Here is a 25,990-nt window from a genome sequence, read left to right as displayed (position 1 = left end):
GGGCGTCAGCGGAAGCCGGCGGTCGCGGCCAGCCGGTCCAGGCGCTCCAGGGTCTCGCCCTCGGGCAGCGTCGGCAGGTAGAACAGCACCCGCTCGACGCCCAGTTCGGCATAGCCCTCGACGGCCTCCGGCCGCTGCGACACCGCGTACACGGTGACCGGGACGTCGCGCCCGGCGGTGTCCCGCAGCCGCTTCAGCTGCGGCGCCAGCTCCTGCGGCGGTACGCCGTTGGCCAGCCAGGCGTCCCCGTACTCCGCCAACCGGGGGAAGGCCGCCTCGCCGCCGCCGACGTAGATCGGCGGGTGCGGGCGCTGCACCGGCTTGGGCCAGCTGAACACCGGGTCGAAGTCCACGAACTCGCCGTGGAACTCCGCCTCGTCCTTGGTCCACAGCTCGCGGATCGCCCGGACCCGCTCGTCCACCAGCCGGCCCCGGGTGCGCGGCTCCGTGCCGTGGTTGCGCATCTCCTCCCGGTTCCAGCCGATGCCGATGCCGAACACCGCGCGGCCGCCCGAGACCAGGTCCAGCGAGGCGAACTCCTTGGCCGTGATGATCGGGTCCCGCTGGGAGACCAGCGCGATGCCGGTGCCCAGCAGCACCCGCTCGGTGACGGCGGCGGCCGCGCTCAGCGCCACCAGCGGGTCCAGCGTGCGGTAGTAGATGCGCGGCAGCTCGCCGCCGCCGGGGTAGGGCGTCTCCCGGCGGACCGGGATGTGGGTGTGCTCGGCGATGAACAGCGAGTCGAACCCGCGCTCCTCCACGGCCCGGCCCAGCGCGGTCGGTGCGATGCCCTCGTCGGTGATGAAGGTCGAGATCCCGAACTTCACGGTGGTTCCCTCCTGCTGATCGCGGCGCGTCCTGCTCCTGCATCCTGCCCCGCCGCCGGGCGCCGCGCCCCCGGAACCGGCAGCCGTCACCCCGCCGATACCGTGGTTCCGTGCGTACCGTTGAGCTGACCTGCGACCCGGCCTTCGACAGTGCGGTACGGGCGGTGTGGGGCCGGCTCGCGGAAGCCGGGCTGCCCAGCCTCACGTACAACACCCATCCGACGCACCGCCCGCACCTCACCCTGGCGGCGGCGGTGGACTTCCCGCCCGGGGCGCACGAGCGGATCGACGCGCTGCTCGCCGGGGCCGCGCTCCCGCTGCGGGTGCGGCTCTCCGGGCTGCTGTCCTTCAGCGCGCGCAGCCGCCGCCGGGTGCTCAGCTGGGGCCTGGTGCCCACGGCGGAGCTGCTGGCGCTGCACGGCGCGGTCTGGGAGGCGCTGGACGGGGCCACCGAACCCAACCCGCTGTACCTGCCCGGCCGCTGGATGCCGCACCTCGGCCTCACCCGGCGGCTGGAGCCGGAGCAGCTGGTCACCGCGCTGGAGGTACTGGGCCGGCTCCCCGACCTGCTCGGCGGGCTGGACGCGGCCCGCAGTTACGACAGCGAGTCCCGCGGGACGGTCCCGCTGGGGGCGCCCGGCTGACCAGGCCCCGCCCACTCGCCCGTGAACGGTCGTCCGGTGTCGGCTCCGATCGGCTTCGACCGTCATCGGTCAACACCGGTCGGCGCGGCCCCGGCTGACGGCCGCTCACCCCGCCCGGCGGAAGACTGGCAGCCTTCCGCCGACAAGGGGCCGACATGCGCGACCGCGTACGCACCACGATCCTGACCGCCGCCCTGCTGGCGACCACCCCCCTGCTGGGCACCGCCGGGGCCGCCGCCGCCCCGACCGCCCTCTACCCGCCGTCCGCCCTGGTGCTGGCCGTCGGACCCGGCGACGGCCGCGACGCGGCCGCCCCGGTCTCCCGCGCCGTGACGCTCAGCTGCGCCCCCACCCCGTCCGGCACCCACCCGGCGCCGCAGCGGGCCTGCACCGCGCTGCGGGCCGCCGCCGGCGACCCCGCCGCGCTGCACGGGCGCCAGCGCCGCTGCCCGGCCCTGGTCGACCCGGTGACGGCCACCGCCGACGGCGTGTGGCAGGGCAGGCGGGTCTCCTACCGGGAGACCTTCCACAACCGCTGCGCGCTGCTCACCGCCCGGGGCGACGCCTTCGACTTCTGAGCCGACCCTCCACGTCGGGCGCGGGCGGCGGCTGTGGCGGCCACCGGATCGGCAGAGGCATGCTGGAAGGGTCAGTCCGTCCCTCTTACCTCCCCCGGGAGGCGTGATGACCCAGCAGCAGCCAGGTGAACAGCCCGCCGAGGCGCCGGAATCCGCCCCCGACCAGCCGACCGAACCGGCCGTCGAGGACACCACCTCGGAGCAGACCGCCCACGCCCAGGACACCTCGCAGGCCGAGGGCGCCGACTTCGAAGAGTGAGAATGTCCGGCAAACCGGCGCCGACCTGCGTATTCTGCGGGTATGGCGATCTCTCGAACTCCCGTACCGGACGACGTACTGGAGATGCTGCTCGCGGGCAACCGGCGATTCGTGTCGGGCGCTCCGGAGCACCCCAACCAGGACGCTGAGCGCCGGGCCTCGCTCGCGCCCGTGCAGAACCCCTTCGCGGTCCTCTTCGGCTGCTCCGACTCCCGGCTCGCCGCCGAGATCATCTTCGACCGGGGGCTCGGTGACCTCTTCGTGGTCCGTACGGCGGGGCACGTCCTCGGCCCGGAGGTGCTCGGCAGCGTCGAGTACGGGGTGAGCCTGCTGGAATGCCGCCTGGTCGTGGTGCTCGGCCATGACTCCTGCGGCGCGGTCGGTGCGGCGTGCGACGCGCTGGAGGGCGGGCTGCCGGCGCCCGGGTACGTCCGGGACGTGGTGGAGCGGGTCACCCCCAGCGTGCTGTCCGCGCGCGCGGCCGGGATCACCCGCCGGGACGACATCGTGGACGAGCACATCCGCTGCACCGTCGACCTGCTGCTGGAGCGCTCCCGGGTGCTGGCCGAGCAGGTCGCAGCGGGCCGGACAGCGGTGGTCGGGCTCTCCTACCGGCTGGACGACGGCAGCGCCCGGCTGGTCGCCGGCCGTGGCCTCGCCCGGTTCGAGGTGCCCGCCGCCACCTCCGAGGCCGGGGCGCTCTGACCGGCCCCGCACTCCCGCCGCAGGGGTGCCGAGCGTGCGGCGTGGCACCTTTGCGGCGGGTGAAGCCGGGTAGGGCTGAGTCGACAAGGAGGCAAGGTATGAACCACCGCAATCCTGGCGACTCCGAAGCGGCCTCCGCCCTGGCGGCCGTCCACCCGCACACCCGTGGGGCGCTGCTCAGCGCCATCTCCACCGACGGGGTGCTCGCCCTGACCCGGGCACTGCGCGACGCCGACCTCGGCGACGAGACGGCGGCCACCGCGCCGGTCTCCTCGCTGCTGCGGGCCCTGCCCGGGATGGGCGCGCTGACCGCGCACGAACTGCTGAGGAGCGCCCACATCAAGGAGCACGACCAGGTCCGCGATCTGCACCCCGACCAGCGCGCCGCCCTGGTCCAGATCATCAGCCACCTGGAGCCTCCGCACCCCCACCCGCTGTATCCGGAGGGGTGACCACCGGCGGCGGCCGGGAGCGCCGTGCCGCCCGCTCAGCGCCACCGGCCGCCGGTACCGGTCGTACCGCCCTCACGGGCGGCGGCGAGGCCGCCCGGCGGGACGGCGAGCAGCTCGGCCGCGTCGCCGGTGAACAGCGCGCGGCCGTTGCCGATCCGGGCGTCGCGGACGGCCCCGGCGGGGGAGAGGGCGTCCAGGGCGGCCACCAACTCCCACGGGTCGCGCGGCTGCTCGGCCACGCCGATCTCCGCCATCCGGCGCACCCCCTCGGCGCCATGGCCCGGGATCGGCCGGTAGCCGACCACCGGCAGGCCCGCCGCCAGCGCCTGCACCGCCGTCTGACCGGCCGCGTTGTCCACCAGCGCCCCGCAGGCGGCCATCAACCCGGGCAGGTCCGCCACCCAGCCCAGCGCCCACACCCCCGGCAGCCGGTCCAGCCTGGCCCGCAGCCCGTCGTTGCGGCCGCACAGCACCACCGGCAGATACCCGGCCCGCCGCAGCAGCACGGAGGTGCCCGGCAGCCGTGACCCGGTGCCCCACAGCCCGGCGGAGAGCAGCACCGGCACCCGGCCCGCCCCCCGCTCCCGCAGCAGCCAGCGCCACCGGTCGGCCCCGGCCGCCCGCCCCCCGAACCCGGCCGGTACCACCGGCCCCGGCGCCGCCACCGGGCGGCCGGTCGCCCGCCCCGCCTCGGCGGCGGCCTGCGGGCAGACGCACAGATGGCGGTCGTTGCCGGGGTGCAGCCACTGCCGGTGCACGGCGAAGTCGGTGACCAGCACCGTACTGGGCACCGCCAGCCTGCCCTGGACCCGCAGCCGGCCGGTGAGCTGTGCGGCGAGGTGGAAGACCGGCACCACGGCGTCCGGCCGCTGCTGCCGCACCAGCGCCAGCAGCCGCTCCTCCGCCAGCGCGGCCAGCGGGGCGCTGCCGGGCCGGCGGCCGCCGCCGGAGCGGAAGAACGCCGCGTACACCGCCGCATAGGCCCACGGCAGCCGGCTGACCGCCGTCCGGTAGCCGGCCTCCAGCGCGCCGCCGAGCCCGGCCGGCAGCAGGTCGAGGACGTCCGCCCGCTGCACCCGGTGGCCCTGCCGCACCAGCCGCCCGGCCAGCTCCGCCGCGACCGCGTCATGGCCGGCCCCCATGCGGGCGCTCAGGATCAGGAATCGCTGTCCCACGGCCGGCTCTCCCCTCTCGACAAGGCGGGCGTACGGCACCGGCCGCCGGCGCGGACGGGCGGCGGACCGATCGGACCCGGGTGTCCACCCCGGCGGCCCCGAAACCCGGGACCGCCCGCCGTGGCCGTGCGGGTTTAACCCGCCACGCAGCGGATACCCCTGCGGACCCGCCCGAGACCCGGGCCGGACCGAGACCCGGGCCGGACCGCACCCGTCCGAGACCCGCACCCGCCCGAGACCCGCACCCGCCCGAGACAAGGAGGCCGCCGCGTGGGGGCTGACCCGTCCTGGAACACCCCGGCCCGCCACGGCACGGGCACCGCCACGGCCCCCGCACCCGACCCGGGCGGCGGCTCCCGGCCGCCCACCGGCCCCCCGCCCGCCCGGCAGCCGGTCGCCCTGATCACCGGCGCCTCCTCGGGCATCGGCGCCGCCGTCGCCGCCCGGTTCGCCGCCGACGGCGGCTGGCGGCTGCTGCTCAGCGGCCGCGACCGCCCCCGGCTCGACCGGGTCGCCGCCGCCACCGGCGGCCTCCCGCTGCCCGCCGACCTCGCCGCGCCCGGCGGCTGCGCCCTGCTGGCCGACCAGGCGCTGGCGGCCGTCGGCCGGGTGGACCTGCTGGTGGCCGGCGCCGGGGTCGGCTGGGCCGGGCCGTTCACCGCGATGCCCGCCGCCGCGATCCACCAGGTGCTCACCGTCGACCTGGCGTCCGTCGTCCAGCTGGTCCGGCTGGTGCTGCCGCAGATGGTGGCGCGCGGCAGCGGCCAGGTGGTGCTGGTGGGTTCGATCGCCGGCGCGGTGGCGGTACGGGAGGAGGCGGTGTACTCGGCCGCCAAGGCAGCCGTCGGCGTCTTCGCGGAGAGCCTGCGCTATGAGCTGGCCGGGACGGGCGTCCGGATCTCCCTGGTCGTCCCGGGCGTGGTGGACACCCCGTTCTTCGCCCGGCGCGGCGCCCCCTACCGGCGCTCCCGGCCGCGCCCGATCCCGCCGGCCCGGGTGGCCGACGCGGTCCGGGCGGCGGTGCTGCACGGCACCCCGGAGGTGTTCGTCCCCGGCTGGCTGCGGCTGCCGGCCCGGCTGCGCGGCGCGGCCCCCGGGCTGTACCACCGGCTGGCCGCCCGGTTCGGCTGATGGCACCCGTACCGGCCCGCGCCGTGCTGCCCGCCGCGCTGCCGCTGCTGGCGGCGGCCGGGCACCTCGGCCCGGCGGGCAGCTGGCTGCCCCCCGTACGGCGGCTGCTGCCGGGGCTGTCCGGCCAGGGCCGGCCCGACCATGTGGCGCTCACCTTCGACGACGGCCCGGACCCGCGCTCCACGCCGCAGTTCCTGGCCGCCCTGGACCGGCTGGCGGTACGGGCCACCTTCTTCGTCCTCGGGGACGCCGTCCGGCGGTACCCGGGACTGTGCGCCGCCATCGCCGACCACGGCCATGAACTGGCCGTACACGGCTGGACCCACACCCGGCCGTGGCTGCCCGCGCCGCTGCGGGACCGCCGCGAGATCGCCCGCGCGGCCGACGCGGTCCGGGCGGCGGCCGGGGCGGACTGCCGCTGGTACCGGCCGCCGTACGGCATCCTCACCGGCGGCCGGTGGGCCGCCGCCCGGCGGGCGGGGCTGCGGCCGGTCCTCTGGTCGGCCTGGGGGCGGGACTGGACCGCCGCCGCCACGCCGGACTCCGTCCTGGCCGCGCTGCTGCGCGACCTGCGCGGCGGCGGCACCGTACTGCTGCACGACTCCGACCGGACCAGCGCACCGGACTCCTGGCGGGCCGCGCTCGGCGCCCTGCCGGCGCTGGTCGCGCACTGCCGCCGCCAGGGCTGGCAGCCGGGCCCGCTGGTCGAACACGGCGTCGGCCACCGGCTGCCCGTGACGGCGAGTGCCCGGCCCTGATACGGAGCGTGTTTGACATCGGCCGGGTCGGGAACGCATTGCCCGTTCCCCGCCCGGTCACGGGCGGATCGCGGGGTCCGGGGCGGCGGCCCCGGCAGCGGAGGGAGGGTCTGCCGTGGCGGTGGTGGAGAAGGCGTCCGACCGGCCGGAGCGGGACCGGCCGGACCCGGGGGAGCCGCACATCCGCCAGGGCTCGGCCGTCGTACGCTGGCTGACGACCACCGACCACAAGGTGATCGGCAACCTCTACCTGGTGACCGCGTTCGGGTTCTTCCTGGCCGCCGGGGTGATGGCGATGCTGATGCGCGCCGAGCTGGCCAGGCCCGGCCTCCAGCTGATCACCGCCGAGCAGTACAACCAGCTGTTCACCATCCACGGCACAATCATGCTGCTGCTGTTCGCCACGCCGACCTTCACCGGCTTCGGCAACGCCATTATGCCGCTCCAGATCGGCGCCCCCGATGTGGCCTTCCCCCGGCTCAACGCCTTCACCTACTGGGTGTTCCTGTTCGGCGGGCTGATGGTGCTCAGCGGCTTCCTCGCCCCGGGCGGCGCGGCCGACTTCGGCTGGTTCGCCTACACGCCGCTCAGCGGGCCGATCCGCAGCCCGGGGCTGGGCGGCGACCTGTGGGTGATGGGCCTGGTGGTCGCGGGCTTGAGCACCATCCTCGGCTCGGTCAACTTCATCACCACCATCACCTGCCTGCGGGCGCCGGGGATGACCCTCTTCCGGATGCCGATCTTCACCTGGAACGTGCTGTTCACCTCGGTGATGGGCGTGCTGGCGTTCCCGGTCCTCACCGCCGCCCTGCTGGGTCTGGAGGCGGACCGCAAGCTCGGCGCCCATGTCTTCGACCCGTCCAACGGCGGCGCCATGCTGTGGCAGCACCTCTTCTGGTTCTTCGGCCATCCGGAGGTGTACATCATCGCGCTGCCGTTCTTCGGCATCGTCACCGAGATCCTGCCGGTCTTCAGCCGCAAACCGACCTTCGGCTACTACGGGCTGATCGGCGCCACCGTCAGCATCACCGGGCTGTCCATGACGGTCTGGGCACACCACATGTTCGTCACCGGGCAGGTGCTGCTGCCGTTCTTCTCCCTGATGTCGTTCCTGATCGCGGTGCCCACCGGGGTGAAGTTCTTCAACTGGATCGGCACCATGTGGCACGGCTCGCTGAGCTTCGAGACGCCGATGCTCTGGGCGGTGGGCTTCCTGGTGACCTTCCTCTTCGGTGGCCTCACCGGGGTGCTGCTGGCCTCGCCGCCGGTCGACTTCCATGTCTCGGACACCTACTTCGTGGTGGCCCACTTCCACTACGTGGTCTTCGGCACGGTGGTCTTCGCGACCTTCGGCGGCTTCTACTTCTGGTGGCCGAAGATGACCGGCAAGATGCTGGACGAGCGGCTGGGGAAGATCCACTTCTGGACGCTCTTCGCCGGCTTCCACACCACCTTCCTGGTCCAGCACTGGCTGGGCGCCGAGGGCATGCCCCGCCGGTACGCCGACTACCTGGCGTCCGACGGCTTCACCACGCTCAACACCGTCTCCTCCATCGGCGCCTTCCTGCTGGGGCTCTCCACGCTGCCGTTCCTCTACAACGTCTGGCGCACCGCCCGGCACGGCGCCCGGGTCACCGAGGACGACCCGTGGGGCTACGGCCGCTCGCTGGAGTGGGCCACCTCCTGCCCGCCGCCGCGCCACAACTTCCACGCGCTGCCGCGCATCCGCTCCGAATCCCCGGCGTTCGACCTGCACCACCCCGAGGTCGGCACGCCCGAGGCCGTGGCGACCGTGCAGCCGCTGGAGTCCGGCTCATGAGGGGCGAGGCGGTGCTCTTCACGGGGGTGGCGGTCTTCTTCGCCGTCACCGCCTCGGTCTACGGCTGGCTCTCCCACGAGACCGCCGGGACGGTGACGCTGCTGGTCTCCTTCCTGATGTCCAGCCTGGTCGCCTTCTTCTTCTGGGTGCAGTACCAGCGGCGCGGGCAGCGCCCGCAGGACCGCCGGGGCGCCGAGGTGGCGGAGACCGCGGGACCGCTGGACTTCTTCCCGCCCCGCAGTGCCTACCCGGTGCTGGCCGCCGCCGGCACCGTCCTGACGGCGCTCGGCATCGTGCTCGCCATCTGGCTGCTGGTCCTCGGCATCGGGGTGGTGGCGGCGGGGGTGGCCGGCTTCGTCTTCGAGTTCAACGGCCGCTCCGGCTGAGACCGGGGCCCGAGCGGGCCGAGTGCTCCCGGGTGCCGCATGCCGCCGACCGGGCCGGGCAGGCGGGGGGAGTGCTGGTCTACGTCCTCGCCGTGCTCGCGGCCTGCGCCAACGCGCTGGCGTCGGTGCTCCAGCGCAAGGCCAACCGGGACCTGCCGGGCGAGGACAGCCTGCGGCTGCGGCTGATCGCGGACCTGCTGCACCGGCCGGTCTGGTTCGCCGGGGTGGCCGCGGTGACGGCCGGGTTCGTGCTCCAGGCCGCCGCGCTGGCCGCCGGGCAGCTCTCCGTGGTGGAGCCGATCCTGGTCATCGAGCTGCCGCTGACCCTGATGCTGGCCTCCCGGGTCTTCCGCACCCGGCTGCACGGGCGCGAATGGGCGGCGTCGCTGGGCATGACCGCCGGGCTGGCCGCGCTGCTGTACTTCCTCGCGCCCTCGCCGGGCGGCCCGCACGGCGTGGCCTGGCAGGCGTGGGCGATCGGCGGCACGGTCAACCTCGCCGTGGTGGCGGCGGCCGTCCAGTGGGGCCGCCTGGGCCGCCCGGGGCGGCGGGCCGCCGCGTTCGGGGTGGCGGCGGGGTGCCAGTTCGGCCTCACCGCTGCGCTCATCAAGGGGATGGCCGACCGGTACGCCCAGGGGATCGGCGCGGTCCTCACCGGCTGGCCGCTGTATGCCATGGTCGCCTCCGGGCTGCTGGGGATGTTCCTGCTCCAGTCCGCGATGCACGCGGGCACCCTGGTCGCCGCGCAGCCGGGGCTCACCCTCTCGGACCCGCTGGTGTCCATCCTCTGGGGCGTCCTCGCCTTCGACGAGCAGGTCCGCACCGGTCTGCCGCACCTGGTGCCGGCGGTGGCGGGCGGGGTGCTGATGGCGGCCTCCGTACTGGTCCTCACCCGGGCCCCGGCCTTTGCCGAGCAGGGCGGCGCCGGCCGCCCCGCCGACGCCGGGCAGCCGGAGAGCGGCCGAACGGGCGGCGCGCGGCGGTGACCGGTACGGGCGGTATCCGGCGGCCGCCACGGGGTACCCATGCCACTCGACACCGGTACCGGACAGGGGTGTTTCCGGAGTGCTCTACACATACGCCCTGATCGCGGCGTGCCTGATCGGCCTGGGCTTCGTCCTCCAGCAGCATGCCGCCGAGCAGGCGCCGCAAGCGGACATGCTCAGCTACCGGCTGCTGCTCGACCTGGTCCGCATCCCGGTCTGGCTCTGGGGCATGGGCTGCATGGTGGCGGGCCAGATCTTCAGCGTCCTGGCGCTGGCCAGGGGCGACCTCTCCCATGTCGAGCCGCTGCTCGCCACCAACCTGCTCTTCGCCATGGCCCTGGCCCGGTGGCGCGGCGGCCAGCGGCTCGGCCTGTCCGGCTGGACCGGCGTCCTGCTGCTCAGCGGGGGTGTGGCCGCCTTCATCGTCGCGGGCCGCCCGGAGGGCGGCTCGGCCGCGGAGATCAGCGCCCTGCGGCACTGGCTGGTGTTCGGCTCGGTGGTGGGCGCCGCCCTGGTCCTGGTCGCGGTCGCCAGGCACCTCCAGATCGTCAAGGAGCCGCCGCTGCTGGCCGCCGCCGCCGGGCTGCTGTACGGGTTGCAGGACGCGCTGACCCGTACCTCCAGCGGCATCTGGAGCGACTCCGGGTTCACCGGGCTGGTGACCAGCTGGGAGCCGTACGCCATCGTCGCGGTGGCCGTCACCGGGCTGCTGCTGGTGCAGAGCGCGTTCGAGGTGGGGCCGCTGCGGATGTCGCTGCCCGCGCTGACCGCCGCCGAGCCGCTGGCCGGGATCGCCTGCGGCATCGGCTTCCTCGGTGACCGGCTGCGGGTCACCCCGGCGGCGCTGGCCGGTCAGGTGATCGGGCTCATCGCCGTGGTGACCGGTGTCTTCGTCCTGGGCCGCCACCCGACGATGCCCACCGGCTCCGGCGGCCGGGGCGCCGCTGGGGGGCGGCCCGGCCGGGGGCGCGCGGAACTGCGCGAGTGACCGGCCGCCGGCGTAGCGGTGGGTCTCGATCGTGCGTTCGCGGGTGCGGAGGGGGGTGGGTGCGGCTCTCGGTGGGAAAGGTGTGCGCTGTCCGAGTGGGATGCTGTAGTTCGTCCGTATCTGTGACGGTTTGCGGGAGAAGTATTGCGTAGCGTCACCAGGTAGCGACCTCCACGGACGGGAACAACGCCATGCACGAGTTGTCCATCGCGGTGGCGGTCGTGGAGGCGGTCGAGGAGCTGGCCCGCGAGCACGGGGCGGACCGCGCCGAAGAGGTGCGGCTGCGGATCGGGTCACTGGCCGGGGTCGAGCCGGAAGCCCTGCGGTTCTCCTTCACCGTGGCCCAGGAGGGCACCGTGCTGCACGGCGCCCGGCTGGTGGTCGAGGAGGTGCCCGCCAGGGCCCGCTGCACCCGGTGCGACAGCGGCTTTCCGGTGGGTTCGCCGCCGTCCCTGTACTGCCCGCACTGCGACGGTGCCGCCGTGGAGGTGCTCGCCGGCCGGGAGCTGGAGCTGACCGGCGTCCGCTTCGCCGACCCGCAGTCCCCCCACGAAGAGGAGGCGGCCGCCGATGTGCCGCGTCGTTGACCTACAGCAGTCCGTCCTGGCGAAGAACGACGACCTGGCCGCCGCACTCCGCGCCGACCTGGCAGCACGCGGCACCATCGCCGTCAACCTGCTCTCCAGCCCCGGCAGCGGCAAGACCGCGCTGCTGGAACTCGTCCTCGGCCACGCCCGGTCACTCGGCGTACCGGTCGCCGCGATCACCGCCGACCTCGCCACCGAGAACGACGCCCGCCGGCTCGCCCGCTCCGGGGTGCCGGTCAAGCAGGTGCTCACCGGCGGCCTCTGCCACCTGGAGGCCGACCGGATGCGCGCCCACCTCGACGGCTGGCTGCCCGAGGACACCAGGGCGCTGTTCGTGGAGAACGTCGGCAACCTGGTCTGCCCGGCCTCCTACGACCTGGGGGAGACCCTGCGCATCGCGCTGATGTCGGTGACCGAGGGTGAGGACAAGCCGGTGAAGTACCCGGCCGCGTTCGGCCTGGCCAACCTGGTCGTCCTCACCAAGGCCGACCTGGCGCAGCCGGTGGGCTTCGACGACGACGCCTTCACCCGGAACGTCGGCCGGGTCAACCCGGGCGTCCAGGTGCTGCGCACCTCCGCCCGCACCGGCGAGGGCGTGGCCGAGCTGTGGGACCGGGTGCACGCCGTCTGCGACGGAGCCCCGGTGCACCGCCCGCCGCTGGCCGGTGAGCACGCCGCCCATGGGCACACCCACGACCACGGGCACACCCACGACCACGGGCACGGGCACGACCACGACCACGGGCACGACGCCGGGCACGGCCACACCCACGCGCACGACGCCGGGCACGGCCACACCCACCCCACCCCCGCGCCCGCCGCAGCGGCCCGGTAGCCCGGCCGTGGACACGGTGCGCAGCGCGGCCCTGGCCACCGCCGCCCGGCCGCCGGCCGGCCCGGTCCGGCGCCGGGTGACCGTACGCGGCGTCGTCCAGGGCGTCGGCTTCCGCCCCTTCGTCCACGCCCTGGCCGCCGAACTCGGACTGGCCGGGCAGGTCGCCAACGGCCCGACCGGAGTGGTCACCGAGGTCGAGGGCCCGCTGCCCGCCGTCGAGGACTTCTGCCGCCGCCTGGCCACCCAGGCCCCGCCGCTCGCCGAGATCACCTCCGTCAGCCATGAGCCGCAGCCGGTACGCGGCGCCACCGGCTTCGCCATCCTCGCCTCGCAGCCGGGCGAGGGCCGCACCCTGGTACCGCCGGACATCGCCACCTGCGACGCCTGCCTGGCCGAGCTGGCCGCCCCCGGCGACCGCCGCCACCGGCACCCGTTCATCTCCTGCACCCACTGCGGACCCCGCTTCACCATCGTCACCGCACTGCCGTACGACCGCGCCACCACCACCATGGCCGCCTTCCCGATGTGCCCCCGCTGCGCGGCCGAGTACACCGACCCCGCCGACCGCCGCTTCCACGCCCAGCCACTGGCCTGCCGCTCCTGCGGCCCCCGGCTGACGCTCAGCCACCCGCCCGGCGGCGCCCCGCAGCGCGAGGGCGACCAGGCACTCGCCCACGCCCGGCGGCTGCTCACCACGGGCGCGGTGCTGGCGGTCAAGGGCCTGGGCGGCTACCACCTGGTCTGCGACGCCGCCGACCAGGCCGCCGTCACCGAGCTGCGCCGCCGCAAGGCACGCGGCGGCAAGCCGTTCGCCGTGATGGCCGCCGACCTGGAGACCGCCGCCACCCTGGGCCGGATCGGCCCCGCCGAGCACGACCTGCTCACCGGCCGCCGCCGCCCCATCGTGCTGCTGCGCCGCCGCACCCCCGACGGCCTGGCCGCCGCCGTCTGCCCCGGCAGCCCGGACATGGGCGTGATGCTGCCGTACACCCCCGTCCACCGGCTGCTGTTCGGCCTGCCCGGCGACCCGCCCGGCCCCCGCGTCCTCGTCGTCACCAGCGGCAACCGCTCCGGCGAGCCGCTGGTCATCGACGACCGGGAGGCCCGCGACCGGCTGGCGGGCCTGGCCGACGCCTGGCTCTGGCACGACCGGGCCATCCGGGTCTCCTGCGACGACTCCGTGGTCCGCGCCGGGGCCGACGGCCGCCCGATGCCGATCCGCCGCTCGCGCGGCTACGCCCCCGGCCGGATCGAGCTGCCGGTGCCGGTGCGGCCGGTGCTCGCCGTCGGCGGCGATCTGAAGAACACCCTCTGCCTGGCCGAGGGGCGCTCCGCCTGGCTCTCCGCGCACATCGGCGACATGGGCGACCTGGACACCCTCAAGGCGTTCGAACGGGCCGAGCGCCATCTGCGGATGCTCACCGGCGTCACCCCCGCCGTGCTGGCCGCCGACCGCCACCCCGGCTACCGCTCCGCCCAGTGGGCCCGCCGCCGCGCCGCCGACCGCCACCCGCTCGCCCTGGTGCAGCACCACCACGCCCATGTCGCCGCCGCCATGGCGGAGAACGGCTGCGACGGCACCGCCCCGGTCATCGGGGTGGCGTTCGACGGCACCGGCTACGGCGACGACGGCGCGGTCTGGGGCGGCGAGGTGCTGCTCGCGGACTACGCGGGCTACCGCCGCCTGGCCCAGCTGCGCTACGTACCGCTGCCCGGCGGTGACGCGGCCGTCCGCAACCCGTGCCGGATGGCGCTGTCGCACCTGCGGGCCGCCGGACTGCCGTGGGACGGCGATCTGCCCTGCGTCGCCGCCTGCACCGCCGACGAGCTGCGGGTGCTCGGCCGCCAGCTGGAGCGGGGGATCGGCTGCGCGCCGACGTCCAGCATGGGCCGGCTGTTCGACGCGGTCTCCTCGCTGGCGGGGGTCTGCCACCGCTCGCAGTACGAGGCGCAGGCCGCCGTGGAGCTGGAGGCGGCCGCGCTGACCGCCGGGGACCCCGGGCCGGGCTACGCCTTCGGCCTGCGGCCGACGCCGCCCGCCGGCGGGCAGCCGATGCTGCTCGACCCGGCGCCGGTGCTCCGGGCGGCCGTGGACGACCTGCGGGCCGGGGCCGGGGCGGCGGTGGTCGCCGCCCGGTTCCACCGGGGTGTCGCGGCGGCGGTGCGCGCGGTCTGCCGGGCCGCCCGCCGGGAGACCGGGGTGGGCACGGCGGCGCTCTCCGGCGGCGTCTTCGGCAACGCCCTGCTGGACCAGGCGTGCGCCGCCGCGCTGGCCGAGGACGGCTTCACCGTGCTGCGGCACCGCGTCGTCCCGGCCGGTGACGGCGGGCTGGCGCTCGGCCAGGCGGTGGTGGCGGCCCGGATCGCGGCGCCCTGACCGCCGCCGCCGGCGGACCCGGGCGGACCCGGGCGGACCCGGACGGACAGCAGGCGGACAGCGGACGGACAGCGGACGGACAGCGGGCGAACAGCAGACGTACCCAGACGAACGAAGGAGGACAGCCATGTGCCTGGCAGTGCCCGGCAGAGTGGTCGGCATTGAGGAGCGCGACGGTACCCGGATGGCCCAGGTCGACTTCGGCGGCGTGGTGAAGGACGTCTGCCTCGCCTACCTGCCCGAGATCGAGGTGGGCGACTACGCCATCGTGCACGTGGGGTTCGCCCTGCAACGGCTGGACGAGGAGTCGGCCCGCGCCACGCTGGAGCTGTTCGAGCAGCTCGGCGTGTTGGAGGAGGAGTTCGGTGACGCCTGGGGCCGCGCGGCGGCCGAGGCGGGCCGAGCGGTGGCGGCCGAGGAGGGCGCACGATGAAGTACCTGGAGGAGTTCAACAACCCCGACCTGGCCAGGCGGCTGCTGGACGACATCCACGCCACCGCCACCCGCCCCTGGGCGATGATGGAGGTCTGCGGCGGCCAGACCCACTCGATCATCCGGCACGGCATCGACCAGCTGCTCCCCGAGGGCATCGAGCTGATCCACGGCCCCGGCTGCCCGGTCTGCGTCACCCCGCTGGAGGTGATCGACAAGGCGCTGGAGATCGCCTCCCGGCCCGGCGTGGTCTTCTGCTCCTTCGGCGACATGCTGCGGGTGCCCGGCACCGACCGGGACCTCTTCCGGGTCAAGAGCGCGGGCGGCGACGTACGGGTGGTGTACTCGCCGCTGGACGCGCTGGCCATCGCCCGGCAGCACCCCGGGCGGCAGGTGGTCTTCTTCGGCATCGGCTTCGAGACCACCGCGCCGGCCAACGCGATGGCCGTGCACGAGGCCCGGCGGCTGGGCGTGGACAACTTCAGCCTGCTGGTCTCGCACGTCCTGGTGCCGCCCGCCATCGAGGCGATCATGCAGTCGCCGCGCTGCCGGGTGCAGGCGTTCCTGGCCGCCGGGCATGTGTGCAGCGTGATGGGCACCGGGGAGTACCCGGCGCTGGCCGAGCGGTACCGGGTGCCGATCGTGGTCACCGGCTTCGAGCCGCTGGACATCCTGGAGGGCATCCGCCGCACCGTCCACCAGCTGGAGCGCGGCGAGCACCGGGTGGAGAACGCCTACCCCCGGGCCGTCCAGGCGGCCGGCAACCCGGCGGCGCTGCGGATGCTGGCGGAGGTCTTCACCGTCACCGACCGCGCCTGGCGCGGCATCGGCGTCATCCCCGGCAGCGGCTGGCGGCTCTCCGACGCGTACCGGGACTTCGACGCCGAGCACCGCTTCGGCGTCAGCGGCATCACCACCCGGGAGTCCGCGCTCTGCCGCAGCGGCGAGGTGCTGCAGGGGCTGCTCAAGCCGCACGAGTGCGCCGCCTTCGGCGCCCAGTGCACCCCGCGCACCCCGCTGGGCGCCACCATGGTCTCCAGCGAGGGCGCCTGCGCCGCCTACTACCTCTACCGCCGCCTGGACCACGCGGCGCGGCCCGCCCAGGAGGCGACCCCCGTTGGCTGACACCCTCGACCTGACCCCCAAGCCCGAACCGGCACCGCAGCCGGATCTCACCGCCTGGAGCTGCCCGCTGCCGCTGCGCGACCACCCGGTGGTGGTGATGGGGCACGGCGGCGGCGGGGCGCTCTCCGCCGAGCTGGTCCGGCACCTGTTCGCGCCCGCGTACGGCAGCCCCGAGCTGGCGGCCCTCACCGACTCCGCGACGGTGAGCCTGGGCGGCGCCCGGATCGCCTTCTCCACCGACTCCTATGTGGTGCGGCCGCTGTTCTTCCCCGGCGGCTCCATCGGTGACCTGGCCGTCAACGGCACCGTCAACGACCTGGCCATGAGCGGCGCCGTCCCGGCGTACCTCTCCTGCGCCTTCATCCTGGAGGAGGGCACCGAGCTGGCCGTGGTCGGCCGGGTGGCCGAGGCGATCGGCGCGGCCGCCAGCGCGGCGGGCGTCACCGTCGTCACCGGGGACACCAAGGTGGTGGACGCCGGGCACGGCGACGGCGTGTACGTCAACACGGCGGGCATCGGCCTGGTGCCGCCGGGCGTCGACATCCGCCCGCAGCGCGCCGCACCCGGCGACGCGGTGATCGTCAGCGGTCCGATCGGCCGGCACGGCGTGGCCATCATGAGCGTCCGCGAGGGGCTGGAGTTCGGCGCCGAGGTGGAGAGCGACACCGCGCCGCTGAGCGGCCTGGTCCAGGCGATGCTGGCCGCCGCCCCGCAGTTGCACGCCCTGCGCGACGCCACCCGGGGCGGGGTCGCGGCGGTGCTCAACGAGATCGCCGCCGCCTCGGGCACCGGGGTGGTGCTGGAGGAGCGCCGGCTGCCGGTGCCCGACCCGGTCGCCGCGGCCTGCGCCCTGCTCGGCCTGGACCCGCTGTACGTCGCCAACGAGGGCCGCCTGGTGGCCTTCGTCCCCCGCGAGCAGGCCGACGCCGTCCTCGCCGCCATGCACGCCCACCCGCAGGGCCGGGGCGCGGCGCTGATCGGGGAGTGCGTCGCGGACCACCCGGGGATGGTGGTGGCCCGCACCGCGTTGGGCGGCACCCGGATCGTGGACCTGCCGCTGGGCGAGCAGCTGCCCCGGATCTGCTGACCGGCCGGATCTGCCGGCCGGAGGATCTGCGGGCCGGAGGATCTGCGGACCGGAAGGCCCCACGGGCCGGCCGGTCCGCACGTCCGACCGGGTGAACCGCCGGCCGCCACCGCATCAACGCGGTACGGCGGGCAGAAGTGCTCCAGGTGGCGCCGGGTGCATCCACGGGCGCCACCGCCGCCGAGGCCCATCGGCGGCGGCCCGCCCGACGGCGGCCGCAGAAGGGACTTGCCCGTGAGTTCTGAACTGAAGACGCCGCCCTTCGACGAGGTCCACATCCTGTGGACCTCCGAGGGGATGAGCTGCGACGGCGACACGGTGTCGGTGACGGCCGCGTCACTGCCCAGCCTGGAGGACGTGGTGCTGGGGGCGATCCCCGGCCTGCCCAAGGTGAACCTGCACAACAAGGTGCTCGCGTACGAGACCGGCGACCGCTACCTGGAGATCTTCCACCGGGCCGCACGCGGCGAGCTGGCCGAGCCGTTCATCCTGGTGGTGGAGGGCTCCATCCCCAACGAGAACATCAACGGCGACGGCTACTGGACCTCCATGGGCAACGACCCGGAGACCGGCGAGCCGATCACCCTCAACGACTGGCTCGACCGGCTGGCCCCCCGCGCCTGGGCGGTGGTCGCGATCGGCACCTGCGCCACCTACGGCGGCATCCACGCGATGGCCGGCAACCCCACCGGCTGCATGGGGCTCGCCGACTACCTCGGCTGGGACTTCCGCTCGGCCGGCGGGCTGCCGATCGTCAATGTGCCCGGCTGTCCCGTCCAGCCTGACAACTTCATGGAGACCCTGCTCTGGGTCCTCCACCAGGCCGCCGGGCTGGCCCCGACCATCCCGCTGGACGAGCAGCTGCGCCCGACCTGGCTGTTCGGCAAGACCGTCCACGAGGGGTGCGACCGCGCCGCGTACTACGAGCAGGGCGACTTCGCCAAGGACTACAACTCGCCCAAGTGCCAGGTGAAGGTGGGGTGCTGGGGGCCGGTGGTCAACTGCAACGTCACCAAGCGCGGCTGGATGGACGGCGTCGGCGGCTGCCCCAACGTCGGCGGCATCTGCATCGGCTGCACCATGCCCGGCTTCCCCGACAAGTTCATGCCGTTCATGGACGAGCCGCCCGGCGGCTCGCTCTCCTCGGCGCTGATGACCGCCTACGGGCCGTTCATCCGCGCCATGCGCTCCATCACCAACCGCAGTGTCAACAAGGAACCCAAGTGGCGGCACAACCGCTCCGAGCTCACCAGCGGCTACGCGCCGCGCTGGCCGGTCGGCTGAGTGCTGGGCCGGGAGAGAGGACCCACCTGTGACAACGACCCAGCCGGGCGCACGTGAGCTGACCGAGGTCGCCTTCGACCCGATCACCCGGATCATCGGCAACCTCGGCATCTACACCAAGGTCGACTTCGCCAACCGCGAGGTCGTGGAGTGCCGCAGCACCTCGTCAGTCTTCCGCGGCTACAGCGTCTTCATGAAGGGCAAGGACCCCCGGGACTCGCACTTCATCACCAGCCGCATCTGCGGCATCTGCGGCGACAACCACGCCACCTGCTCGGTGTACGCGCAGAACATGGCGTACGGCGTCAAGCCGCCGCCGCTGGCCGACTGGATCATCAACCTCGGTGAAGCCGCCGAGTTCATGTTCGACCACACGATCTTCCAGGACAACATGGTCTTCGTCGACTACTGCGAACGCATGGTCAAGGAGACCAACCCCGGCGTGCTGGCCCGCGCCGAGACCACCGCCGCGCCGCGCGGCCATCTGCACGGCTACAAGACCGTCGCCGACATCATGCGGTCCTTCAACCCCTTCGAGGGGGAGATGTACAAGGCCGCGCTCCAGATGAGCCGCCTCACCCGGGAGATGTGCTGTCTGATGGAGGGCCGGCACGTCCACCCCTCCACCCTCTACCCCGGCGGCGTCGGCACGGTGGCCACCCCGCAGCTGTTCACCGACTACCTGGTGCGGCTGATGCGCTGCGTCGACTTCGTGAAGAAGGCCGTCGCCATGAACGACGACGTCTTCGACTTCTTCTACGAGGCGCTGCCCGGCTACGAGGAGGTCGGCCGGCGCCGCACCCTGCTCGCCTGCTGGGGCTCCTTCCAGGACCCGGCGGTCGTCGACTACGACTACCGGCACATGAACGAGTGGGGGAACGCCATGTTCGTGACCCCCGGCATCATCGTGGACAACCAACTGGTCACCACCGACCTGGTCGACATCAACCTCGGCATGCGCATCCTGCTCGGCAGCTCCTACTACAAGGACTGGGCCGACGAGCACACCTTCGTCAAGGAGGACCCGCTCGGCAACCCGATCGACCAGCGCCACCCGTGGAACCAGACCACCCTGCCCGCCCCGCAGCGGCGCGACCTGGACGGCGGCAAGTACAGCTGGGTGGTCAGCCCCCGCTGGTACGACAAGCGGTCCGGCGACCACCTGGCGCTGGACACCGGCGGCGGACCGATCGCCCGGCTGTGGGCCACCGCGCTGGCCGACCGGGTCCACACCCCGTACGTCCGCTCCACCGGCCACTCGGTCAGGATCGACCTCCCCAAGACCCCCGCCACGGCGGAGGCAAACCTGGAGTGGACCCCGCCGCCGTTCCCCAACACCATCGAGCGCAACCGCGCCCGGATGTACTTCGTCGCCTACGCCGCCGCCATGGCGCTGTACTTCTGCGAGCAGGCGCTCGGCGAGGTCCGGGCCGGCCGCACCCAGGTCTTCGAGGACTTCAAGGTGCCCGAGGAGGCCATCGGCGTGGGCTTCCACGAGGCGGTGCGCGGCGTGCTCTCCCACCACCTGGTGATCAAGGGCGGCAAGATCGCCAACTACCAGCCCTACCCGCCCACCCCGTGGAACGCCAGCCCCCGCGACTCCTACGGCACCCCCGGACCGTACGAGGACGCCGTCCAGGGCACGCCCATCTTCGAGGAGAACGGGCCGGAGGACTTCAAGGGCATCGACATCATGCGCACCGTCCGCAGCTTCGACCCCTGCCTGCCCTGCGGCGTCCACATGTACCTGGGCGGCGGCCGCACCCTGGAACGCTTCCACTCCCCGACCTTCGGCGCTCGGGCCTGAGGCGGCAGCGATGACCTGGGACGACGACCGGACCCGCGAGCATGTCAGCCGGGTCGAGACCCTGCTCAGCACCCTGGACCAGCTGCCGCACGAGGCGGCCCGCACCCGGGCCGCCGAGACGGCCGAGGCACTGGTCGACCTGTACGGCGAATGCCTGGCCCGCATCATGGAGCGGATCACCGGACACCCGGAGAGCACGGCGGCGGAGCTGGCCGACCGGCTGGCCGACGACGAACTGGTCGGCCACCTGCTGCTGGTCCACGACCTGCACCCGCAGCCGGTCGACCAGCGGGTCCGCCGGGCCCTGGCCGAGGCCGCCGCCCCCCAGGGCCGGGGCGGCGAAGCCCCCGAACTGCTCGGCGTGGACGGCGGCACCGCCCGGGTACGGCTGCCCGGCACCCAGGGCGGCTGCGGCTCCACCAGGGCCGCCCTCACCGCCGCCGTGGAGGCCGCCGTGCTCCGGCTCGCCCCCGAGATCGACCGGGTCGAGACCGTCCAGGACGCCGCGCCGCAGCCGCTGATCACGGTGGACGCCCTGTTCAGCGGGGTACGCCGCGCCGAAGTCGCCGGAACCGGGTGACCGCGATGATCACCGCGTACACCACCCCCGGGCTGCGCCGGATCGCCCGGCGCCCCGACCCGCCCGACCCGCCGCCGCGACCCGGCGGCGCCCGCGACGCGCAGGAGCGCTGCGACCTGTGCGCGGAACCGCTGCCACCCGCCCATGGGCACCTGCTGGACGTCTCCGCCGACGAGGTCTCCTGCGCCTGCCGGGCCTGCGCCCTGCTCTTCGACCGCGAGGCGGCGGGCGGCGGCCACTACCGGCTGCTGCCCGACCGCAGGGTCCGGCTCGACGGCCTGGCGCTGGACGACCTGCTCTGGGCCGCACTCGGCGTCCCGGTCGACCTGGCGTTCTTCGTCCGCTCCTCGACCGGCGGGGAAGCGGGCGAAGGGGGGATCACCGCCCGCTACCCCAGTCCGCTGGGCACCCTGCGCTCCAGTGTCGAGCCGCAGACCTGGGCCGAACTGGAGCGGGCCAACCCGGTCCTGCGGGAGCTGGCCGACGACGTGGAGGCGCTGCTGGTCGACCGCACCGGCGGCGCCCGCCGCCACTGGCTGCTGCCGCTGGACGACTGCTACCGGCTCGCCGCGATCGTCCGCACCCACTGGAAGGGCCTCGGCGGCGGCCCCGACGTCCATCCGCACCTCGACGACTTCTTCGACCGGCTCGACGGCAAGGAGCAGCAGACATGAGCGACATCAAGGTCGGCAAGCCCGACGTCCGCGTGGACTTCCCCGCGCACATCTCCGGCATCCGGCAGGGCAACCACGAGGGCAACTCCAAGCGGCAGCCCGGCCACCACCCCGACGGCACCTCCACCGCCCGGCGCTCCACCGGCATCGGCGACCGGCACAAGAACCCGATCCTGCCGGGCATGCCCAACCTCTCCCCGGCCTGACCCGGCACCGCAGCAAGCAGAGTCCAGCACCGCACCCAGGCTCCAGCACCGCACCCAGGGAAGACGAACCGTGACCGAGCCGCACGCCGCGACCCCGGTGACCCCCGGGCACCGCAGTCCCGACCTCACCTTCACCGTCACCGGCGCCCGACCCGCGCCCTTCACGGCCGTCCCCACCCTGGACTTCCAGCTGGCCATCGCCAGAACCGGCGGCGGGCCGGTCCGATCCGTGCTGCTCACCACCGTCGTACGGATCGCACCGGCCCGCCGCCGCCACGACCGCGCCACCCAGGAGCGCCTGGCCGAGGTCTTCGGCACCCCCGAGCGCTGGGCCCAAGGCATCCGCCCGCTCAGCTGGGCGCAGACCACCACCGTCGTGCCGCCCTTCGACGAGCGGACCACGGTGGTGCTCCCGGTGCCGTGCGGCCATGACATCGAACTCGCCGTCACCAAGTACTTCCGCGCCGTACAGGAAGGCGACGTGCCGCTGGACTTCCTGTTCAGCGGCACCGTCTTCCACAGCGCCGCCGACGGCCGGCTGCGCACCGCGCAGATCTCCTGGGCCAAGGACACCACCTACCGGCTGCCCGCCGCGCTCTGGCAGGAGACCACCCGCTGCCACGGCGCGGACGGCGGCTGGGTCCGGCTCTCCCGCGACTGCTACGACCGCCTGGACGCCTACCGCGCCCAGCACGCCCTCAGCGGCTGGGACGAGACCGCCCGCGCCCTGCTCGACCTGGACCGGGCCGGCATCCGCACCGACACGGCAGGAGCCTGATGGACACCGTCGAGAAGATCGTCCGCACCTGCCTGTACGAGGGCTACCTGCTCTGGCCCTACCGCCGCTCCACCCTGAAGAACCGCCAGCGCTGGACCTTCGGCGGCGTCTACCCCCGCTCCTGCGCCGACGCGCTGGGCGAGGACGCGGTGATGCGGACCCAGGTCCTGCTGGAGGCCGACCCCGGCACCGACCCCGGCACCGACCGCAGGGCCGACCGCAGGGCCGACCCCTGGGCCGGCCTCGACCTGGCCGTCAGCGTCCGCTTCCTGCACCTGGTCGACCGCACCGTGCTGCGCCCCGGCCCGCACGGCCTGGAACCGGTCGACTCCCTCACCGTCGACGGCCGCCGCCACGTCAGCTGGCAGGAGGCCACCGAGCGCCGCACCGACCTGCCGCCCACCACCGCCGCCGCACTGCTGGCCGGCCACCGCACCACCCCGCTCGACCTCCCCGGCGGCACCGACCGCGAACAGCTCACCGACCGGGACGGCCGGCCCGCCGGCGTACTGGAGCGCAGCTGGCAGCCGCTGACCGGCACCGTCACGACCACCGCCGAGCGGATCGGCGACACCACCCTGCGGCTGACGGTACGGATCGCCAACACCACCCGCTGCCCGACCCCCGCCGACCCGGGCACCGGCCGGGCCCGCGAGGAGGCGTCCCGGTACGCCTTCCTCTCCAGCCACACCGTGCTGCACACCGCACACGGCCGCTTCGCCTCGCTGGCCGACCCGCCCGAGCGGCTGCGCGAAGCCGCCGCCGCCTGCCGCAACCAGGGCGCCTGGCCGGTCCTGGCGGGCGACGACGACGGCGACCGGCCGCCCGGCGGCGGCACCTTCGGCCACACCGTGCTCTCCTCACCGATCACCCTGTACGACCACCCCCGGATCGCCCCGGAGAGCCCCGGTGACCTCTTCGACGGCACCGAGATCGACCAGCTGCTCATCCTCAGCGTGCTCAGCATGTCCGAGGAGGAGCAGCAGGAGATGGCGGCCAGCGACCCCCGGGGCCGCGAGATCCTGGAGCGCTGCGCCGCCCTGACCCCCGACGACCTGATGGCGCTGCACGGTGCCATCCGCTCGCAGCGACCGCTGGAGGACGCATGACGACCGGGCAGCAGCCCACCGGCCCCGCCGATCGCGCGGTCACCGTGGACGGCGTCCCGGTCCGCCGGGGCAGCCGGGTGCGGCTCAGGCCGCACCACCGCTCCGACATCTTCGACCTGGCCCTCACCGGGCGGACCGCCGAGGTCGCCACCGTGGAGGAGGACCTGGAGGGCCGCACCCACGTCGCGGTGCTGCTGGACGGCGACCCCGGCCGCGACCTGGGCAGCGGCACCCAGATCGCGCACCGCTTCTTCTTCGCCCCCGACGAGCTGGAACCGCTCGGCTCGCCGGACGGTGGCGGCCGGCCCGAGCCGCGCGTCCTGGTGGCGGGGGTCGGCAACATCTTCCTGGGCGACGACGCCTTCGGGCCCGAGGTCGCCGCCGCGCTGCTGGACCGCCCGCTGCCGCCCGGCGTGCACGTCGCGGACTTCGGCATCCGGGGCATGGACCTGGCGTACGCCCTGGTTGACGGCTACGACGCCGCCGTACTGGTGGACGCCGCCCCGCGCGGCCGACCGCCAGGCACCCTGCACGTCATCGAACCCGACCTCGGCGAGGCCGCCGGGGCCGCCCCCGAGGCGCACGGCATGGACCCGGTCAAGGTGCTCGCCCTGGCCCGCCGCCTCTCCGACGGCGCACTGCCCCGGGTGCTGATCGTCGGCTGCGAGCCGGAGTCCTGCCCCAGCGGCGAGGAACCCGAGGTCACCCCCGGCCTGAGCGCCCCGGTACGGGAGGCGGTCGCCAAGGCCGTACCCCTGGTGGAGGCGGTCGTCAGCGACCTCCTCGCCGAACTGCGCAACCGAACGGCGGCGCGGCCCGCCCCAGCGGAAGGAAGCATCCGATGAAGAACGGCATCCACCTTTACATCCCGCCGCTGGCGGTGCGCCTCACGGTGGGCGTACTGGCCGCCGTCACCGTGGCGGTGCTGATCGTGCAGACCCCCGACACCTGGCGGTACATCAAGATCGAGACCATGTGACCCCGCTGCCCCGACGGCCGCCCGGCACCTGCCGGGCGGCCGTCGCGTGTGCTCGGGTGTGCTCGGGTGTCCGCCGGTGCTCGTGGGTGAGACACCTTCAGGCACCGGGGTGTGAGAGAGGCCCGGAGGCGGCTGCCTCCGGGCCCCTGCATGGGCGAACCGTCAGAAGACGATGACCGCGTGGTCACCGAAGCTGGCGAAGTTGCCCAGGAGGAAGTTCTCACGACGCGAGTCGAAACGCCGAATGTCGCGGCGCTCCTCGTGACGACGGCCTTCCTCGTGGCGGCCGTGGCCCTCGTTGCAGTCGTCGTGGCCGCCGCCACGGTAGGAGTAGGAGGACTCGGGGTTGGCCGACGCGGTGCCGGCGAGCGAGACCACGGACGACGCCACGGCAAGGGTCACGATGGCGGCAGCCCGCGCGATGCGCTTGGACACTTTTAGTCACCTCATGTGTTGTTCGGAAATTCCCCCGACATGTCTGACGCTAGGCCGGGTCCTGAAGGGCCCGCATCCGCAGGGAGCCGTCCGGGTTCCCGCTGCGGCGTCCGATCGGCTGAGTCCCCGACGCCCCCTCAGCTCCCACCCGGGCCCCACCCCACCGGGCCCCCGCTCTAACGAGTGAATCCCCGACCCGACCACCATTCAGGTCCCGCAAATCCGGCACCCCCTCAGGGGCGCGGGGAACTGCGCGAGCAACCCGGCACCCCCGCAGCGCTCCTTCGACGGGCAGTCACCCCCTCCCGCGCGTGGCTCCCCGGCTCAGAGTCCCTCTCAGGGGCGCGGGGAACTGCGCGAGCAACCCCGCACCTCCGCAGCGCCCCATCGACGGCCAGTCACCCCCTCTCACGCGTGGTTCCTCGGCTCAGAGTCCCCTTCAGGGGCGCGGGGAACTGCGCGAGCAACCCCGCACCCCCGTGGCGCCCCTTCGACGGGCAGTCACCCCCTCCCGCGCGTGGTTCCTCGGCCCTGGGCTCCCCGTCCGGGGGCGCGGGGAACTGCGCGAGCAACCCCGCACCTCCGCAGCGCTCCTTCAACGCGCAGTCACCCCCTCCCGCGCGTGGCTCCCCGGCTCAGAGTCCCCTTCAGGGGCGCGGGGAACTGCGCGAGCAACCCCGCACCCCCGTGGCACCCCTTCGACGCGCAGTCACCCCCTCTCCGCGTGGCTTCTCGGCCCTGGGCCCCCTGCGGGGGCGCGGGGAACTGCGCGAGCAACCCCGCACCTCCGCAGCGCTCCTTCAACGCGCAGTCACCCCCTCCCGCGCGTGGTTCCTCGGCTCAGAGTCCCTCTCAGGGGCGCGGGGAACTGCGCGAGCAACCCGGCACCCCCGCAGCGCTCCTTCAACGCGCAGTCACCCCCTCCCGCGCGTGGTTCCTCGGCTCAGAGTCCCTCTCAGGGGCGCGGGGAACTGCGCGAGCAACCCG

General features: G+C 74.5%; 29 protein-coding genes. 26 read left to right on the top strand and 3 right to left on the bottom strand.

The features are described from left to right. Window positions 1-5: 5 nt before the first annotated feature. Window positions 6-827 (bottom strand): LLM class F420-dependent oxidoreductase, encoded by an 822-nt coding sequence (locus tag ACIQGZ_RS19155; protein ID WP_402603168.1) that lies wholly within the window; start codon window positions 825-827, stop codon window positions 6-8. 110 nt (window positions 828-937) lie between these two features. Between ACIQGZ_RS19155 and ACIQGZ_RS19150 the strand changes: the two genes are divergently transcribed. The 5 genes from ACIQGZ_RS19150 to ACIQGZ_RS19130 all read left to right on the top strand — a co-directional run bounded on the left by ACIQGZ_RS19150 (window position 938) and on the right by ACIQGZ_RS19130 (window position 3,465). After that, window positions 938-1,471, top strand: a complete 534-nt coding sequence (locus ACIQGZ_RS19150; protein WP_402603167.1) for a 2'-5' RNA ligase family protein — start codon at window positions 938-940, stop codon at window positions 1,469-1,471. A gap of 155 nt (window positions 1,472-1,626) precedes the next feature. Continuing rightward, window positions 1,627-2,049, top strand: coding sequence for a subtilase-type protease inhibitor (locus ACIQGZ_RS19145; protein ID WP_402603165.1), 423 nt, complete (start codon window positions 1,627-1,629; stop codon window positions 2,047-2,049). Between the two features lie 106 nt (window positions 2,050-2,155). Continuing rightward, window positions 2,156-2,308: a hypothetical protein gene (locus ACIQGZ_RS19140; RefSeq protein ID WP_402603164.1), complete on the top strand. Its 153-nt coding sequence runs from the start codon at window positions 2,156-2,158 to the stop codon at window positions 2,306-2,308. 42 nt (window positions 2,309-2,350) lie between these two features. Then, window positions 2,351-3,013 (top strand): carbonic anhydrase, encoded by a 663-nt coding sequence (locus ACIQGZ_RS19135; RefSeq protein ID WP_402603162.1) that lies wholly within the window; start codon window positions 2,351-2,353, stop codon window positions 3,011-3,013. Window positions 3,014-3,111: 98 nt separating this feature from the next. After that, the gene (locus tag ACIQGZ_RS19130) at window positions 3,112-3,465 is read left to right on the top strand and encodes a hypothetical protein (RefSeq protein ID WP_402603160.1); all 354 of its coding nucleotides are present in this window, start codon (window positions 3,112-3,114) and stop codon (window positions 3,463-3,465) included. A gap of 35 nt (window positions 3,466-3,500) precedes the next feature. Here ACIQGZ_RS19130 and ACIQGZ_RS19125 read toward each other — a convergent pair whose 3' ends face one another. Further along, window positions 3,501-4,640, bottom strand: coding sequence for a galactosyldiacylglycerol synthase (locus ACIQGZ_RS19125; protein ID WP_402603158.1), 1,140 nt, complete (start codon window positions 4,638-4,640; stop codon window positions 3,501-3,503). 270 nt (window positions 4,641-4,910) lie between these two features. Between ACIQGZ_RS19125 and ACIQGZ_RS19120 the strand changes: the two genes are divergently transcribed. From ACIQGZ_RS19120 to ACIQGZ_RS19020, 21 genes are all read left to right on the top strand, one after another. Further along, window positions 4,911-5,771 (top strand): SDR family NAD(P)-dependent oxidoreductase, encoded by an 861-nt coding sequence (locus tag ACIQGZ_RS19120; RefSeq protein WP_402603156.1) that lies wholly within the window; start codon window positions 4,911-4,913, stop codon window positions 5,769-5,771. Next, entirely contained in the window at window positions 5,771-6,529 is a 759-nt protein-coding gene (locus ACIQGZ_RS19115) for a polysaccharide deacetylase family protein (protein ID WP_402603155.1), read from the top strand. The genes ACIQGZ_RS19120 and ACIQGZ_RS19115 overlap by 1 nt, the downstream gene beginning before the upstream one ends. A 181-nt stretch (window positions 6,530-6,710) precedes the next feature. Further along, entirely contained in the window at window positions 6,711-8,348 is a 1,638-nt protein-coding gene (ctaD, locus tag ACIQGZ_RS19110; protein WP_402603416.1) for a cytochrome c oxidase subunit I, read from the top strand. Further along, the gene (locus ACIQGZ_RS19105) at window positions 8,345-8,734 is read left to right on the top strand and encodes a cytochrome c oxidase subunit 4 (protein WP_402603153.1); all 390 of its coding nucleotides are present in this window, start codon (window positions 8,345-8,347) and stop codon (window positions 8,732-8,734) included. The genes ctaD and ACIQGZ_RS19105 overlap by 4 nt, the downstream gene beginning before the upstream one ends. Window positions 8,735-8,766: 32 nt before the next feature. Next, window positions 8,767-9,720, top strand: coding sequence for a DMT family transporter (locus ACIQGZ_RS19100; protein WP_402603151.1), 954 nt, complete (start codon window positions 8,767-8,769; stop codon window positions 9,718-9,720). Window positions 9,721-9,799: 79 nt separating this feature from the next. Beyond that, a complete protein-coding gene (locus ACIQGZ_RS19095) occupies window positions 9,800-10,708 on the top strand; it encodes a DMT family transporter (RefSeq protein ID WP_402603150.1) in 909 nt (302 codons plus the stop codon). Between the two features lie 191 nt (window positions 10,709-10,899). Further along, window positions 10,900-11,295 carry a hydrogenase maturation nickel metallochaperone HypA gene (gene hypA, locus ACIQGZ_RS19090; protein WP_402603149.1) on the top strand — a complete coding sequence of 132 codons (396 nt, stop codon included), beginning with the start codon at window positions 10,900-10,902 and terminating at the stop codon, window positions 11,293-11,295. Continuing rightward, window positions 11,279-12,130 (top strand): hydrogenase nickel incorporation protein HypB, encoded by an 852-nt coding sequence (gene hypB, locus ACIQGZ_RS19085; protein WP_402603147.1) that lies wholly within the window; start codon window positions 11,279-11,281, stop codon window positions 12,128-12,130. Before hypA ends, hypB begins: the two co-directional genes overlap by 17 nt. Window positions 12,131-12,137: 7 nt before the next feature. Next, window positions 12,138-14,507 (top strand): carbamoyltransferase HypF, encoded by a 2,370-nt coding sequence (gene hypF, locus ACIQGZ_RS19080; RefSeq protein ID WP_402603146.1) that lies wholly within the window; start codon window positions 12,138-12,140, stop codon window positions 14,505-14,507. Between the two features lie 127 nt (window positions 14,508-14,634). Then, the gene (locus ACIQGZ_RS19075; RefSeq protein WP_402603144.1) at window positions 14,635-14,940 is read left to right on the top strand and encodes a HypC/HybG/HupF family hydrogenase formation chaperone; all 306 of its coding nucleotides are present in this window, start codon (window positions 14,635-14,637) and stop codon (window positions 14,938-14,940) included. After that, the gene (gene hypD / locus ACIQGZ_RS19070; RefSeq protein WP_402603143.1) at window positions 14,937-16,064 is read left to right on the top strand and encodes a hydrogenase formation protein HypD; all 1,128 of its coding nucleotides are present in this window, start codon (window positions 14,937-14,939) and stop codon (window positions 16,062-16,064) included. Before ACIQGZ_RS19075 ends, hypD begins: the two co-directional genes overlap by 4 nt. A gap of 97 nt (window positions 16,065-16,161) precedes the next feature. Then, window positions 16,162-17,151, top strand: coding sequence for a hydrogenase expression/formation protein HypE (hypE, locus tag ACIQGZ_RS19065; RefSeq protein ID WP_402603414.1), 990 nt, complete (start codon window positions 16,162-16,164; stop codon window positions 17,149-17,151). 228 nt (window positions 17,152-17,379) lie between these two features. Beyond that, window positions 17,380-18,435 (top strand): hydrogenase expression protein HypE, encoded by a 1,056-nt coding sequence (locus ACIQGZ_RS19060; protein WP_402603141.1) that lies wholly within the window; start codon window positions 17,380-17,382, stop codon window positions 18,433-18,435. 28 nt (window positions 18,436-18,463) lie between these two features. After that, window positions 18,464-20,242: a nickel-dependent hydrogenase large subunit gene (locus ACIQGZ_RS19055; RefSeq protein WP_402603140.1), complete on the top strand. Its 1,779-nt coding sequence runs from the start codon at window positions 18,464-18,466 to the stop codon at window positions 20,240-20,242. Window positions 20,243-20,252: 10 nt separating this feature from the next. Beyond that, window positions 20,253-20,822, top strand: a complete 570-nt coding sequence (locus ACIQGZ_RS19050; protein WP_402603139.1) for a NifU family protein — start codon at window positions 20,253-20,255, stop codon at window positions 20,820-20,822. Between the two features lie 5 nt (window positions 20,823-20,827). Continuing rightward, on the top strand, window positions 20,828-21,496 hold the full coding sequence (locus tag ACIQGZ_RS19045) for a DUF5947 family protein (protein WP_402603412.1): 669 nt from the start codon (window positions 20,828-20,830) through the stop codon (window positions 21,494-21,496). Continuing rightward, the gene (locus ACIQGZ_RS19040; RefSeq protein WP_402603138.1) at window positions 21,493-21,702 is read left to right on the top strand and encodes a hypothetical protein; all 210 of its coding nucleotides are present in this window, start codon (window positions 21,493-21,495) and stop codon (window positions 21,700-21,702) included. The genes ACIQGZ_RS19045 and ACIQGZ_RS19040 overlap by 4 nt, the downstream gene beginning before the upstream one ends. A gap of 70 nt (window positions 21,703-21,772) precedes the next feature. After that, window positions 21,773-22,480: a DUF6084 family protein gene (locus ACIQGZ_RS19035; RefSeq protein ID WP_402603136.1), complete on the top strand. Its 708-nt coding sequence runs from the start codon at window positions 21,773-21,775 to the stop codon at window positions 22,478-22,480. Further along, complete coding sequence (locus ACIQGZ_RS19030) at window positions 22,480-23,589, top strand: hypothetical protein (RefSeq protein ID WP_402603135.1); 1,110 nt, start codon at window positions 22,480-22,482, stop codon at window positions 23,587-23,589. Before ACIQGZ_RS19035 ends, ACIQGZ_RS19030 begins: the two co-directional genes overlap by 1 nt. Next, window positions 23,586-24,434, top strand: a complete 849-nt coding sequence (locus tag ACIQGZ_RS19025; protein WP_402603133.1) for a hydrogenase maturation protease — start codon at window positions 23,586-23,588, stop codon at window positions 24,432-24,434. Before ACIQGZ_RS19030 ends, ACIQGZ_RS19025 begins: the two co-directional genes overlap by 4 nt. Continuing rightward, window positions 24,431-24,568 (top strand): hypothetical protein, encoded by a 138-nt coding sequence (locus ACIQGZ_RS19020; RefSeq protein WP_402603131.1) that lies wholly within the window; start codon window positions 24,431-24,433, stop codon window positions 24,566-24,568. The genes ACIQGZ_RS19025 and ACIQGZ_RS19020 overlap by 4 nt, the downstream gene beginning before the upstream one ends. Window positions 24,569-24,730: 162 nt before the next feature. Here ACIQGZ_RS19020 and ACIQGZ_RS19015 read toward each other — a convergent pair whose 3' ends face one another. Then, window positions 24,731-25,003 carry a hypothetical protein gene (locus ACIQGZ_RS19015; protein ID WP_402603130.1) on the bottom strand — a complete coding sequence of 91 codons (273 nt, stop codon included), beginning with the start codon at window positions 25,001-25,003 and terminating at the stop codon, window positions 24,731-24,733. Window positions 25,004-25,990 lie beyond the last annotated feature (987 nt).

This window comes from Streptomyces sp. NPDC092296, from assembly GCF_044755465.1.
Classification (GTDB): Bacteria; Actinomycetota; Actinomycetes; order Streptomycetales; family Streptomycetaceae; genus Peterkaempfera.
The sequence above is the reverse complement of the archived record's forward strand: the minus strand, read 5'-3'. Positions and strand labels throughout refer to the sequence as shown.